Annotated in this window: 12 protein-coding genes; 7 read left to right on the top strand and 5 right to left on the bottom strand. The window is 73.1% G+C overall.

Annotation, left to right across the window (positions count from 1 at the left end):
* Positions 1-58 precede the first annotated feature (58 nt).
* From J2Y42_RS04045 to J2Y42_RS04035, 3 genes are read right to left on the bottom strand one after another with little or no spacing between them, the layout of a single operon-like run.
* The gene (locus J2Y42_RS04045) at positions 59-724 is read right to left on the bottom strand and encodes a class II aldolase/adducin family protein (RefSeq protein ID WP_309855266.1); all 666 of its coding nucleotides are present in this window, start codon (positions 722-724) and stop codon (positions 59-61) included.
* Positions 721-2,082: a four-carbon acid sugar kinase family protein gene (locus tag J2Y42_RS04040; RefSeq protein WP_309858014.1), complete on the bottom strand. Its 1,362-nt coding sequence runs from the start codon at positions 2,080-2,082 to the stop codon at positions 721-723. Before J2Y42_RS04040 ends, J2Y42_RS04045 begins: the two co-directional genes overlap by 4 nt.
* On the bottom strand, positions 2,082-2,930 hold the full coding sequence (locus J2Y42_RS04035; protein WP_309855264.1) for a DeoR/GlpR family DNA-binding transcription regulator: 849 nt from the start codon (positions 2,928-2,930) through the stop codon (positions 2,082-2,084). Before J2Y42_RS04035 ends, J2Y42_RS04040 begins: the two co-directional genes overlap by 1 nt.
* A gap of 78 nt (positions 2,931-3,008) precedes the next feature.
* On the opposite strand from J2Y42_RS04035, the gene J2Y42_RS04030 reads away from it, so the two are divergent.
* From J2Y42_RS04030 to J2Y42_RS04000, 7 genes are read left to right on the top strand one after another with little or no spacing between them, the layout of a single operon-like run.
* The gene (locus J2Y42_RS04030) at positions 3,009-4,499 is read left to right on the top strand and encodes an FGGY family carbohydrate kinase (protein WP_309855263.1); all 1,491 of its coding nucleotides are present in this window, start codon (positions 3,009-3,011) and stop codon (positions 4,497-4,499) included.
* Entirely contained in the window at positions 4,496-5,395 is a 900-nt protein-coding gene (locus J2Y42_RS04025) for a hypothetical protein (RefSeq protein WP_309855262.1), read from the top strand. The genes J2Y42_RS04030 and J2Y42_RS04025 overlap by 4 nt, the downstream gene beginning before the upstream one ends.
* On the top strand, positions 5,395-6,246 hold the full coding sequence (locus tag J2Y42_RS04020) for a hypothetical protein (protein WP_309858013.1): 852 nt from the start codon (positions 5,395-5,397) through the stop codon (positions 6,244-6,246). Before J2Y42_RS04025 ends, J2Y42_RS04020 begins: the two co-directional genes overlap by 1 nt.
* Complete coding sequence (gtfA, locus tag J2Y42_RS04015; RefSeq protein ID WP_309855261.1) at positions 6,243-7,715, top strand: sucrose phosphorylase; 1,473 nt, start codon at positions 6,243-6,245, stop codon at positions 7,713-7,715. Before J2Y42_RS04020 ends, gtfA begins: the two co-directional genes overlap by 4 nt.
* Positions 7,716-7,738: 23 nt before the next feature.
* Positions 7,739-9,640: a hypothetical protein gene (locus J2Y42_RS04010; RefSeq protein WP_309855259.1), complete on the top strand. Its 1,902-nt coding sequence runs from the start codon at positions 7,739-7,741 to the stop codon at positions 9,638-9,640.
* Complete coding sequence (locus tag J2Y42_RS04005) at positions 9,637-11,535, top strand: MBL fold metallo-hydrolase (protein WP_309855257.1); 1,899 nt, start codon at positions 9,637-9,639, stop codon at positions 11,533-11,535. The genes J2Y42_RS04010 and J2Y42_RS04005 overlap by 4 nt, the downstream gene beginning before the upstream one ends.
* A gap of 9 nt (positions 11,536-11,544) precedes the next feature.
* Entirely contained in the window at positions 11,545-12,306 is a 762-nt protein-coding gene (locus J2Y42_RS04000; RefSeq protein WP_309855255.1) for an alpha/beta fold hydrolase, read from the top strand.
* Between the two features lie 117 nt (positions 12,307-12,423).
* Here J2Y42_RS04000 and J2Y42_RS03995 read toward each other — a convergent pair whose 3' ends face one another.
* Both J2Y42_RS03995 and J2Y42_RS03990 read right to left on the bottom strand, forming a co-directional pair.
* Positions 12,424-12,918, bottom strand: coding sequence for an SRPBCC domain-containing protein (locus tag J2Y42_RS03995; protein ID WP_309855253.1), 495 nt, complete (start codon positions 12,916-12,918; stop codon positions 12,424-12,426).
* On the bottom strand, positions 12,915-13,292 hold the full coding sequence (locus J2Y42_RS03990; RefSeq protein ID WP_309855252.1) for a metalloregulator ArsR/SmtB family transcription factor: 378 nt from the start codon (positions 13,290-13,292) through the stop codon (positions 12,915-12,917). Before J2Y42_RS03990 ends, J2Y42_RS03995 begins: the two co-directional genes overlap by 4 nt.
* Positions 13,293-13,296: the final 4 nt, after the last annotated feature.

Below are 13,296 nucleotides of genomic sequence, written 5' to 3'. Positions count from 1 at the left end.
GAGGGGGGATCGAGCGGGTGTGGGATGTGGGGAGGGGTGCGTGGGGCGGAACGGCGGCTCAGCGGCCCGGCGGGGTGAGCGCGGCGATCGCCGCCGCGTCGAGCGGGACGGCCGGAGCCTGCTTCAGCAGGAGCGTCAGCTGGGCGGCCGTCTCGAGCTCTTCCACCAGGTCGATCGCCCCGTCGAGGGTCGCGGCGGCGACCACGGGGCCGTGGTTGGCGAGCAGCAGAGCAGGATGCCCGGGCGCGGCCGCTGCGACGCCCGCCGCGAGTTCAGCGCTTCCCGGAGGCGCGTACGCGACCAGGGGAACATCCCCGAGCCGCATCACGCGATACGGCGTCAGCGGGGGAAGCTGGGCGAACCCCGTCTCCGTGGCCGGGAGGCAGGCGATCGCCGTGGCGTACGGGGAGTGGAGGTGGACCACCGCGGTGGCGTCGGGATGCGCGGCGTACATCGCGGCGTGGAGGGGCAGTTCCTTGGTGGGTCGCGGCGCGCCCTCCTGATCGGCGGGCGTCGCGGCCAGCTGCTCCTCGGTCACGGAGCGGAGCGAGGAGCCGGTGGGCGTCGCGATGATGCGGGAGCCGACGCGCACGCTCACGTTGCCCGAGCTTCCAGGCGACAGACCGGCCGCCGAGAGGTGGCGGCAGGCGCGGACGACCGCCGCGCGGGCCTCGGCCTCGCGCGCACCCCTCTCCCGCAGGACCGTGTCGTCGGAGCGCGTCACGGTGCGACCTCCCACGCGTCGGTGAACAGGGTAGGGCGGCCGAAGTTGCCCGACTTGAGCAGCACGGCGACAGTGCGGCCCGAGCCGGTGGAGGCGACGGCCCACGGCACTCCGGGGGCGGCCTGCACACCGATCCGCAGCCGCTCGATGCCCAGGCGGGCGGTCACGGCGCCGGAGGTCTCGCCCCCGGCGACGAGCAGATGACTGACGTTCTGCTCGTCGACGGCCCAGGCGGCGAGGGCGGAGAGGGCGTCCTCCAGGAGCGCCGCCGCGCGGTCGGCGCCCAGCTCGCGCTGCGCTGTCGCCACATCCGGCGACGCATGCACAAGGACGGGCGCGAGCCGGTCGGTGCGATTCGCGAGGGAACGGCGGAGCCGGTCGAGCGTGCCGGGGTCGCGCGCGAGGTCGAGCGGCTGCAGCTCGTGGCGCTCGCCGGTGAAGGCCGCGATCTGACCGCGGGTGGCGGCGGAGGCGCTCCCGGCCAGGATGAGTCTTCCGGTCACGGGTACGTCCGGAAGGGACGCAGCGGCTCGCGTCGAATGCGGTGCGCCGCTCGCGGCGAAGACCGATGCATCCGGGCCCGTCGCGGCGTCGCCCTCGGTGGTCTCGGTCGTGCGGACCGCGACACGCGCCAGCGCCGTGCCGACTCCGGCCCCGCCGCCCGCGACGACGGGACGCTCGGCGGCCACACGGAGGACGGCCTCCGCGACGGTGTCGAGGTCGTCTTCGGTGAGGGCGTCGACGAGGGTGTGTCCGTCGCCGATGAGATCGACGACCGCGTCGGTCCCGCGCTGCACGTCCTGCCAGCGCACCAGCGAGACGGGCGCGGGGGTCTGCGGGGCGAGCAGCCGGACGACGTTCGAGTCGCGCATGGGCGTCAGCGGGTGGTCGCGCATCGGGGACTCGGCGAGCGGCACGCCGCCGACGAAGAGCACGCCCTGGTACTGGGTGCGGGCGGCGTCCGGGGTGGCGGGCGTGCCGATGGTCACGGGCGACGGCGCGTCAGGCGCGGCGCTCTCTGCGGCGACGGCCGCGAGCGCGTCCGCGATCGGCCCGATGTTGCCCTCCGGCGTCGAATCGAAGGTCGAGCAGTACTTCTGGTACAGCAGTGTCGCGCCCGCACCGACGAGGAAACGCGCGGACTCCGACGAGGCGGCGACCGCGTGTGCCACGGGCGCGGTCCGAACCTTCAGGGCCACGACCGCGCACGACGAACCGGCCGAGGGGAAGACGTCATCACGGGATGTGTCGGTGCGCGGGATGCCGAGCAGCACGCTCGCGGGAAGCCCCGCTTCGGCGACGCGTCCCGCCAGGTCGCAGGCTCCGGTGACGTCGTCGGCGACAGCGCCGAGCCGCATCACGAGACACCGACCCCCGGTGCGTCGGCGGGGGCGGTGCCGGCGGTCATGGCGGTGCCGGCGGTCAGAGCGCCCGGCGCGACGTGCTCGCCGGCGACCACGACGGTCGCACCGGCGTCGCGCAGCGCCTGCAGGTCGTCGGGGTCGGCGCCCGGGTCGGTGAGGATCACATCCACCAGGTCCAGACCGCCGACGCGGATGGGGGCGCGCGCCCCGAGCTTGGAGTGGTCGACCAGCAGGATGGTAGTGCGGGCTGCGCGGGCGAGCTCCTGCTTGAGTTCGGCGTCGAGCGCGTTGGCGCAGAGGATGCCGGTGGTGTCGACCGCCGTCGCCGAGAGGACGGCGATGTCGACGGAGTAGTCGGCGATGGTCCGGCGTGCGGTGGCGCCGGCGAAGGACCGGGTCTCGCTCTGGTAGACGCCGCCGACGGCGACCAGTTCGACGTCGTCGCGCTCGATCGCCGCCTGGATGACCGGCGCGGAGTGGCTCACGATCGTGGTCCCGGGCCGCAGCATCCCGGTGAGCGGTGCGACGGTGGTGCCCGCGTCGAGGGCGACCGTGATGGCCCCGTCGAGAAGGTCGAGGCAGGCCTCGGCGATGGCGCGCTTCTCGCCGCTGCCCGTGACCGCACGCTCGTCGAAGGGGCGCCCGTGGCCGAGGTTCGGGAGGCTGGCGCCACCGATCACCCGCCGGGCGAGCCCCTCCCCTTCGAGCTGCCGGAGGTCGCGGCGGATGGTCATCTCGGAGACGCCGAGCTCTTCCGCGACGCGCGACGACGACACGTAGCCCTCGGCGGAGAGCCGTCGGAGCAGCTCCTCGCGGCGGGCGGGGGCATCGGTATAACGCACGCGTCCATCCAAGCGGCTGCCCCGAACGCTTGTCAACAAACGCACAAATCTTGACGTGAATGTTCAGAAGTGAACAGAATGGAGCACGTGACCTCCGCCTCTCTCGCCGCCCTCGGCGTGGACGTCGGCACCACCAACACCAAGGTGGTCCTGGCGCTGCTGGGTGATTCCGTGCGGGAAGAGCGGACGCTGACCGTCCCGACGCCCGGAAACGGCGCGGGGCTCCAGGCGGTCGTGCTGGGGGCGATCCGGGAGATCGCCGCCGACAGCCCGTACCCGATCGCCGCGCTCGGCGTGGCCTCGATGGGCGAGACCGGCTGCCTGGTCGCCCCGGACGGACGCCCCCAGGGCGACCTCCTTCGCTGGGCCGACGGAGACACGGCGACCGCCGACCGCCTGGTCGCGGCCGCCGGCGCCGAAGCGCTGTACGCGGCGACCGGCGTGCCCGCCCCGGCCAAGTCGCCGCTGACGCACTGGCTGCGGCTGGCGGCAGACGGGGATGCGCGGCTCGGCGACGCGCGCTGGCGCGGCGCCGACGCGCTGATCGTCGAGGCGCTCACCGGAGAGGCGGCCACGGACCACACGCTCGCCGCCCGCACCATGGCGTATCGCCTGCCCGAGCGCGGGGGAGCGCTCGCCGCATCCTTCGACCTGGAGCTGCTCGCGCTCGCCGGCGTGACCCCTGAGCGCTTCCCGCGCGTCGTCGAGCCGGGCGCTATCGCCGGGACTTTGACGGCCTCGGCCGCCGCCGCGCTTGGCCTCCCGGCCGGGCTGCCCGTGGTCGTCGCCGGCCACGACCACACCGTCGGCGCCTGGGCCGCGGGAGTCCGCGAACCCGGCCAGGCCGCCGACTCGGTCGGCACCGCCGAGGCGCTGCTGCGGGTCGCCGACGACGTCTCCCGGCAGGGCGCGCGCCACCACGGGATGAGCCTCGCGCGCACCGTGGACGGCGCCCACGAGACGCTGCTGGCGGGCAATCCCACCGCCGGTGCGCTGGTGGAATGGGCGTTCGCCGAGCTGCTGCCCGGGGCCGATCGCCACGACGTTCAGGAGCAGGCACTCGGGCTCGCGGGCGGCCCGGTCGAGGCCGTCCTGCTGCCCTACCTCCGCGGGCGTCAGTCGCCCGCGCCGGACCCCGCCGCGACGCTGCGCCTCGTCGAGCTCGCCTCCGCGGGCGACGCGGGCACCGCATCCACCGGGCTGGCCGACCCCGCAGCGACGCTGACCGCGGTGCTCGCCGGACTCGCGCTGCAGCTGGCGTGGATGGATGCGGCCCAGACCGACCTCGCCGGCCCGCGTTCCGCCGACCTCGCCGTGCTCGGCGGTCCGGGTGCGGCCAACGGTGCCTGGTGGCGGCTCAAGCAGCGTTTCGTCCCCGGCGCGTTGCGTCGCGCGGACGCTGCGGAGCCGGTCGCCACCGGCGCCGCCATGCTGGCCGCCCTCCGCGTCACCGGCCTCACGACCTCGCTGCCCCTGCGCAGCGCCGACAGCGCCGCGTCCGCGGGCGATCCAGCACTGCTGGACGCCTTCGTGCGCGCGGCCACGCTCCACGACAAGGAACACGCATGACCGACACCACCTCCCGTCCGGCGCTCGACCTCGACGCCATCGCCCGCCCCAGCGGCGGCCTCGCGATGGTCGCGATGGATCAGCGCGAGAGCCTCCGCCACATGTTCGACCTGGCGGGCGCCGGACGCCCGGCCGATGACGTGCTCATCCGGTTCAAGCTCGACGTAGCCGAGGCGCTCGGCCCGCTGGCGTCCGGCTTCCTGATCGACCGGCACTACGGGTTCGAGGCCGTGCGCGACGCGCTGCCCGCAGAGACGGGCCTCATCCTCGCCGCCGACGCCCTCACGCAGGAGGACGGCGGTCCGGTCGAGGAGACCGCACTCGACGAGGTCGTCCTCGACCAGACCGATCTGGCCGGCGTCTCCGCGCTGAAGCTGCTCGTGATCTGGCGGCGCGACGCCAAGCGCGAGCAGCGCGTCCGGCTGGTCGAGCGGTTCGTCGCCGAGTGCCGTGCGCGGGGCGTGCTCTCCGTGCTGGAGCCGGTCGTCCGGGCCACCCCGGAGGAGCTCGACGCGGGCACCTGGGAGCTGGATGTCGCCATCCGCGAGGCGGCGGAGGAGCTGTCGCCGCTCGGCCAGAGCCTGTACAAGGTGCAGGTGCCGATGTCGGGCACAGGTGACGAAGCCGCGCAGCGCGACGCGAGCGAGAAGCTCAACGCCGCGATCACCGGGCCGTGGGTCGTGCTCTCGCAGGGTGTCGACCGGCCGGCGTTCCTGCCCGCGGTCGAGGCGGCCTGCCGGGCGGGTGCGAGCGGCTTCCTCGCCGGACGTGCCCTGTGGAGCGACGTCGTCGGCCGCGACGACGTGCCGTCGGCTCTGCGCGAGTTGTCGGTCCCGCGTCTCGAAGCGCTCATCGAGGTCGTCGACCGCGAGGCCCGGCCGTGGCGGGAGGCGTGATGATCGCGGGGCTGCTGCACACCGTCCCGGCGCTCGCGCCGACGTTCGACGCGCTCGTCGCCGATGCCGTCCCCGGTGCCTCGCGTGAGCATGTCGTCGACGCGTGGATGCTCGAGACCGCCATCGCCGAGGGCGTCACCCCCGCGGTGCGCGAGCGCGTCGCCGGGCACCTCCGTCATCTCGCCGAGTCCGGCGCCGACGCCGTGCTCGTGACCTGCTCGTCGATCGGCGAGGCCGCGGAGGAGGCGGCCGCCGCGCTCCGCATCCCCGTCATCCGAGTCGACGCCGCCATGGCCGCCGAGTCCGTCCGCCTCGCCGCCGCATCCGCCCCCGCCCACGCCCACAGCTCCGGAGTTTTTCGCCCTGAAACGCCGTCCGAGGGCGGAAAAACTCAGGAGCTGGCGGCTGGGGGGATCGCGGTGCTCGCGACGAACACCGCGACACTCGGGCCGACCACCCGGCTGATCGAGCGGGAGGCGGCGGCGCGCGGCGTCGCGGTCGACGTCACCGCGACGGTCGTCGAGGGCGCTGCGGCCGCACGGGCCGCCGGCGACCAGGCGACCCACGACCGGCTCATCGCCGACGAGGTGCGCCGGCTCGCGGAGAGCGGAACGGCCTCCGTCCTCGTCCTCGCCCAGGCCTCCATGGCCCCTGCCACCGAATCGGCCGGCGTCGACCTCCCCGTGCTCACCTCCCCGGCCGGCGGCGTCGCCGGCTTGCGGGAGGCCCTGACCCCGTCGGACCCGGGAACGCCGGACGCCAGCGCGAACCGGCCGGCGCCTCCCGGGTCCGGCGGTACCTCCGCCGCGGCGGGCCCGGCGGACGGGCCGACGGACGGAGCCCGCGCATGACCGGCGTCGACCTGCTCGCCTACGCCGACCGCCTCGGCGGCGACCTGCCCCGCCTGCGCGCCCTGCTCGAGGGCTCGCTGCGTGATTTCGCCGGGGTGCACATCCTGCCGTTCTTCGTGCCCTTCGACGGCGCCGACGCGGGCTTCGACCCCATCGACCACGGCGCGGTCGACCCGCGCCTGGGCACCTGGGACGACGTGCGCGCCCTCGCTGCGGAGCGCGAGGTGACCGCCGACCTGATCGTCAACCACGTGTCGAGCGACTCGGAAGAGTTCGTGGACTGGCTGGCGAACGGCGACGAGTCCCCGCATGACGGGATGTTCCTCACCTTCGACGCGGTCTTCCCCGACGGCGCGACCGAGGACGGCATCACGGCGTTCTACCGCCCGCGGCCCGGTCTGCCGTTCACGGCGTACCGGATAGCGGACGGCCGCCGCCGGCTGGTGTGGACCACCTTCATGCCGACCCAGGTCGACCTGGATGTGGCCAACGACCGCGCCCGCGCGTATCTGCGCCGCATCCTCGCGACCCTGCGGTCGGGCGGCGTCACCACGGTCCGTCTCGACGCGGTCGGCTACGCGGTCAAGACACCCGGCACCGACAGCTTCATGACGCCCGAGACGCTGGAGTTCGTCCGCGAGATCGTCGCGATGGCGCGCGACGAGGGGCTCCGTGTGCTCGTTGAAGTGCACGCCCACTACACGCAGCAGCTCGCCATCGCCCCGCTCGTCGATTACGTCTACGACTTCGCGCTCGCCCCGCTGCTGCTCCACAGCCTGGGCACGGGCACCTCCGATCGCCTCGTCGAGTGGATGCGCATCCGCCCGCAGAACGCGATCACCGTGCTCGACACCCACGACGGCATCGGCATCATCGACGCGGGACCCTCCGGCGACCGGCCGGGACTCATCGACCAGGGCGAGATGGCCGCCATCTTCGAGCGCGCCGCCGTCGCGACCGGCGGGCACTCGACCGTCGCGTCCGTCATCCCCGCCTGGATGAGCCTTCCGCACCAGATCAACGCGACGTTCTTCTCCGCCTTGGGCGCCGACGCGCGCAGCTACCTGCTCGCCCGGGCGGTGCAGCTCTGGCTGCCCGGCAAACCGCAGCTGTACTACGTCGGGCTGTTCGGCGGTCTGGATGACGTGGCGCTCTTCCAGCGCACCGGCCAGGGCCGCGATGTCAACCGTCACGTGTACACGCCCGACGAGGTGGAGGCGGCGCTCGCGAGCGAGGTGACCCGCGCGCAACTCGCGCTCGTCCGTCTGCGCTCGACGCATCCGGCTTTCACGGGCGAGTTCCGCTACCGTGTGGATTCGGACGGCTCGCTCGACCTCGAGTGGGTGCTCGGCGACGAGCGCACGACCCTCACCGTCTCGTTCGCCCCCGAACCCGAATTCCGCATCCGCATCGCGGGTGCCGGCGGCCAGCTCACCGCCGACTCCGTACCCGCGCTCGCTTCTCTCTGATCCCTCTTCCCCCACCGAGGACCATGCAGACCATCCAGGACATCACCGTCACCCGCAGCGCGACCGAGGTCGTCCTCGTCGCGCCCGCGTACACGCTCGGCGTCGCGCTGACCCGCCCACGCGCGACCATCGCCGGCCTGGACGGGGAGCTCTGGAGCGATCTGTCGCTGCTCGCGAGCGTCGATCGCGTCGGCCTCCCCGACGAGTCGTCCGGCCCGACCGCGGTCACGGTGGAGGAGCAGGAGGACGGCACAGTCCGCATCACGGTGCTCACCGACTCCAGCGCCTGGGCGACCAAGGCCGTCGTCCTGCACTGCACGCCCTCCGAGGTGCGCGCCCGCGTCGAGGTGACGACGGAGGACGACGATGCGCGCATCACCGACCTGACGATGTTCGGCGGCCAGGCGGCCCTGCCGTCGGGTGCGGCCGGCACGTTCCGCTCGGGCATCCGCTTCCCGTCCGTGTTCGTGCCGACGCCGACCGAGCCCATCCAGGTCGTCCGCGCCTCCAACACCCCGGCGCAGCTCGGCGTCGTGGGCGACGCGGAACCGGGACGTCTGCACGGGATCTTCTCGCCGCCCCCGCTGGTGTTCGGCCTCGGCCGGCCGTCGATCGCGCCGGACGCGCCGCACGGACCGACCGACATGCCGGTCGGCGACTGGCTCGGCGTCTCCGTCGTCGCACCGATCGCGCAGCTGGGCTTCACCACGTTCCGCTACGACGTCATCGACGGCGGCTTCCTCTTCCGGCTCACGTACGAGGGCCACACGCGGGTCCGCGCGGGCGGTTGGGTGTCTCCCGACTTCGTGCTGCGGCCCGGCGGCGCACCGCTGAGCCTCATCCGCGACTACCGCGACGACCTGCTCGAACGCGGCTGGGCCGAGGAGCCGAGCGTCGGTGCCGAGTGGTGGCACGAACCGATCTTCTGCGGCTGGGGCGCGCAGTGCGCGCTCGCGGTGCGGATGAGCCACGAGGGTGAAGCTCTCGCGACCGACAACGCGGACGGGTTCGTGCTCCCGGCGGGCGCCGCCTTCGCCCCCGACCTCGCCCGCCAGTACCTCTACGACCGCTGGCTGAACCGCCTCGCCGAGCGCGACATCCACCCGGGCACCGTCGTCATCGACGACCGCTGGCAGGCCGACTACGGCACCAACGCGGTCGACACCGAGAAGTGGCCGGACCTCCGCGGCTGGATCGACGCGCGCCACGCCGCCGGCCAGCGCGTCCTGCTGTGGTTCAAAGCGTGGGACCCGGCAGGGCTGCCGCCGGAGCTGACGGTGCGCGACGCGTTCGGGCGCCCGGTGGCCGTCGACCCGTCGAACCCGGCCTACCTCGACGCGCTGCGGGAGCAGGTCACGGGGATGCTCTCCGCCGACGGACTCGACGCCGACGGCTTCAAGGTCGACTTCACCCAGCGCGCGCCGTCCGGTGTCACCCTCCGCACGCACGGCGACGACGTGTGGGGCATCAGCGCCCTCCACACGATCATCGCGACCATCCACGAAGCGGCCAAGGCGGTCAAGCCGGATGCGCTGGTCGTCACGCACACCGTGCATCCCTCGTTCTCCGGTGTCACCGACATGGTGCGCCTCAACGACGTTCTCGAGGACTCCGTCCACGGCGACCCGGTGCCCGTCGGCGACCAGCTGCGCTACCGGCACGACATCGCCGCGGCCGCCCTCCCCGGCCACCCGATCGATACCGACCAGTGGCCGATGCCGAACCGCGACGAGTGGCTCGCCTACTCGCGCATCCAGCCCGAGCTCGGTGTTCCGGCGCTGTACTACGTGGAGTCCATCGACAACAGCCGCGAGGCGGTGACCGACGCCGACCTAGATGAGATCGCCGGCCTCTGGAGTGCGTACCGTGCCGCCCGTGCGAGCCTCGCAGGCGAACCCGCCGAGAAGGAGCCGTCCGCCGTATGAGCGCGTTCACCGAGGTCGCCCCGGGCGTCCACCGGTTCACGGATACGTGCAACGTGTACGTGTTGATCCCGCCGGCCGATTCGGCCGGCGGTGCGCGTTCCGGCGCGAGACGCTCCGGCGCCATTGCGATCGACTTCGGCTCCGGCGACGTGCTCGACCACCTCGCCGAGCTGGGGCTCGAGACGCTCGACGCGGTGCTCATGACGCACCACCATCGCGACCAGGGGCAGGGCCTTCCGCGCGCGGTCGAGGCCGGCATCCCGATCTTCGTGCCCCCGGTCGAGCAGGACCTCTTCGCCCGCGTCGACGAGATGTGGTCGGCCCGCGCGCTGTACAACGACTACAACCTGCGCCAGGACCGCTTCTCCCTGCTCGACCCCGTGCCGATCGCCGGGACCGTTCCCGAGTACCGCACCGCGCGGTTCGGCGGCGTCGACGTGAAGACCATCCCGACGCCCGGCCACACCATGGGGTCGGTCACCTACCTCGTCGACAGCGGGGATGCGCGCGTCGCTTTCACGGGCGACCTCATCTACGCGCCGGGCAAGGTGTGGTCGCTGGCCGCGACGCAGTGGTCGTACACCGAGAGCGAGGGCCCGGCGATGAACGTGCTCTCGTGCCTGCTGCTGCAGGAGGAGGAGCCGACCATCCTGCTCCCGTCGCACGGCGAGCCCATGCCCGAGGCCGTCGACGCGCTCGACCAGCTGGCCACCCGCATGAGCGGCTACGTCGACTCGCGGCGCACGCACCCGTGGGATCTGCGCGACTGGCTGGAGCGTCCCTTCGTCCGCCTCACCGACCACCTGCTGCTCAACCGCACCGCCAACTCGTGCGTGTATGTGCTGCTCAGCGACTCCGGCGCCGCGCTGTTCATCGACTACGGGTACGACATGTCGACCGGCTGGCCCGCGGGCACCGACCGTGCCGCCCGGCGCCCCTGGCTGGCGTCGATCCCGGCGCTCAAGCGCGACTTCGGGGTGACGTCGGTGGAGGTCGTGCTCGGCACCCACTATCACGACGACCACATCGCCGGGCTGAACCTGCTGCGCGACGTGGAGGGCACCGAGGTGTGGCTGCCCGAGAACGTCGCGCCGATCATGGCCGACCCGATGCGCACCGACCTTCCGTGCCAGTGGTTCGAGCCCATCCCGGCCGACCGGGTGCTCGGGCTCGGCGAGACGGTGCGCTGGCAGGAGTACGAGATCGTCACGCACGAACTGCCCGGCCACACCCTCTACGCCGCGGCGTTCGAGTTCGAGGTGGACGGCCTGCGGGTGCTCGCCACCGGCGACCAGCAGACGGCGGAGGGGCGGCTCGGGGTGCAGCGCGAGATCCTCAACTACCAGTACCGCAACCGGTTCCGGCGTGACGACTTCATCCAGAGCGCAGCCCTCTACCGCCGTGTCGCCCCCGGTCTCATGATCACCGGGCACTGGCAGGGTCGCGAGGTGGACGAGGACTACCTGCAGCTGCTGACCGAGCAGGGCGACGAGCTGGCCGCCATCCACGACGGACTCCTGCCGGACGACGGGATGCTGCCGCCCGCCGACGGCAACCTGGTGCTGGTGGAGCCGTTCTATCAGCGCGTGGCCCCGGGCGCGGAGCTCGAGTACGAGGTCGTCGTCGTCAACGCCTACGACGAGCCGCGCGAGGTGGTGGCGCGGCTGGTGACGCCCGCGGGCTGGAGCGACCCGGACGCCGCGTCAGTGGTGGCGGGAGCGGGGGAGACCGTGCGGCTGCGGTTCTCGGTCCGGGCGACGGCCGACGTCCGCAAACGGCAGCGGATCGCCGCGGACGTCACGATCGGCGCCGCGCGCTACGGCCAGGCGGGGGATGCCGTCGTCGACACCGTGGCACCGCTCTCCGCTCTCGACACCCCGACGGCCCTCCGCTAACCTGCGGGCGTGGACCGCATCCCCCTGTATCGCGAATGGCACGGCGACCCGGACTCTCCGCATCCACCGCTGCTGTTGATCCACGGCGGCGGGTCCACGATCGAGTCGAACTGGGGGATGCTGCTGCCGCTGCTCGCGCCGACCCGGTCGGTGCTCGCGGTCGAGCTGCAGGGGCACGGCCGGACGACCTCGGGTGACCGTCCGGCGAGCTTCGAAGGCTCCGCGGATGATGTCGCGGCCGTGCTGGGCGAGCTCCGGCTGGGCCCGGTGGATGTGCTCGGCTTCAGCAACGGAGGCCAGGTCGCTCTGCAGCTGGCGGCGCGGCATCCGTCCGCGGTGCGGCGGCTGATCGCGGCCTCGGCCCCGGTGCATCGAGTCGGGATGGTGGACGGCTTCTGGGACGGCCTCGCCGCCGGGACGTTCGACGACCTGCCCGCGCCGTACCGGGAGGCCGACCTCGCGGTCAGCCGCGACCCCGAGCACGCGCGACGGATGTTCGATCTCGACCGCGAGCTGATGCTCGGGTTCGAGGACTTCCCCGACGAGCTCCTCGCCTCCGTGTCCGCGCCGACGCTCGTGGTCGGGGCGGATCGGGACGTGGTGCGGGCGGAACACTTCGTCGAGCTGGCGTCGCTGCTCCCGAACGCCCGTCTGCTGATCGTCCCCGGCATCCACGGCGACTACCTGGGCGAGCGTCTCGCCGCCGCGGGCGACCCGGGCCCGCTCCGCCGCACGCTGCCGCACCTCCTCGCCTTCCTCGACGCCCCCTGACCTCGCGCGCGCCTCCGCCTCTCGCCCTTCTCCGCCCCCCGTCGAGTACGCACACATTGCACGCCCGAGGTGCTCTGGGCGTGCAATTTGTGTGTACTCGACGGGGGATGGGAGGCGTCAGCGGGTGAGGTCGGCGGCGAGGAGGTCGTCGATCTGAGAGACGGCCTCGCGCATGCCCTCTTCCATGCCCATGGCGACCATCTCGTCGAGCTGCTGCGTGCTCGCGAAGCGGGCGAGCTGCGTCATGCGGGTGCGGCCGTCGCGCTCCTCTAGCGTGGTCGTCATCCGGACGGGCTCCCCGGGCGCCGGGTTGCCGTCGTCGTCGGCGAAGCCGTCGTCGAGCGAAAGGCGCACCGGCGGCTCGATCTCCACGAACCGCCACCAGCCCCGGGCCTTCGTCCCGTCCGGTCCGGTCATGTAGTAGGTCGCCCGTCCCGCCGGCTCGAACTCGAACACCTCGAACGTGGCCGGCCAGGTCGGCGGTCCCCACCACCGCTCCAGCTGGCGCGGGTCGGACCACAGCTGCCACACGCGCTCCAACGGCGCGTCGTACTCGGTGACGAACGTGAGCGTCAGCGCATCCACGTCCTTGTTCGACTCGATGAAGGTCATCGCTCGTTCCTTTCTGGTTCGGTGGTGCTCAGCGTGGTTCGGGCCTCCTCGGCGAGGATGCCGTCGATGGCGCGATCGCGACGGCGCCAGATCTCCTCATAGGCGTCGAGCAGCCGGGACGCCCGCCGGATCGTCTCCGGGTCGCCCGAGACGACGCGCTCGCGGCCGCGGCTCCGCTTCCGGACGAGGCCGGCCCGCTCGAGCACGGCGACGTGCTTCTGCACGGCGGCGAAGCTCATGTCGTACCGCCGGGCGAGCTCGCTCACCGAGTGCTCCCCCTGCAGCGACCGCGCGACGATATCCCGCCGGGTCGCATCCGCCAGTGCCTGGAAGATGCGATCGACCTCTGCGTCCGTCAACTCATCTACAACCATTTGG

It is taken from the genome of Leifsonia sp. 1010, assembly GCF_031455295.1.
Lineage (GTDB): Bacteria > Actinomycetota > Actinomycetes > Actinomycetales > Microbacteriaceae > Leifsonia.
This window is presented reverse-complemented; position numbering and strand designations above follow the sequence as displayed.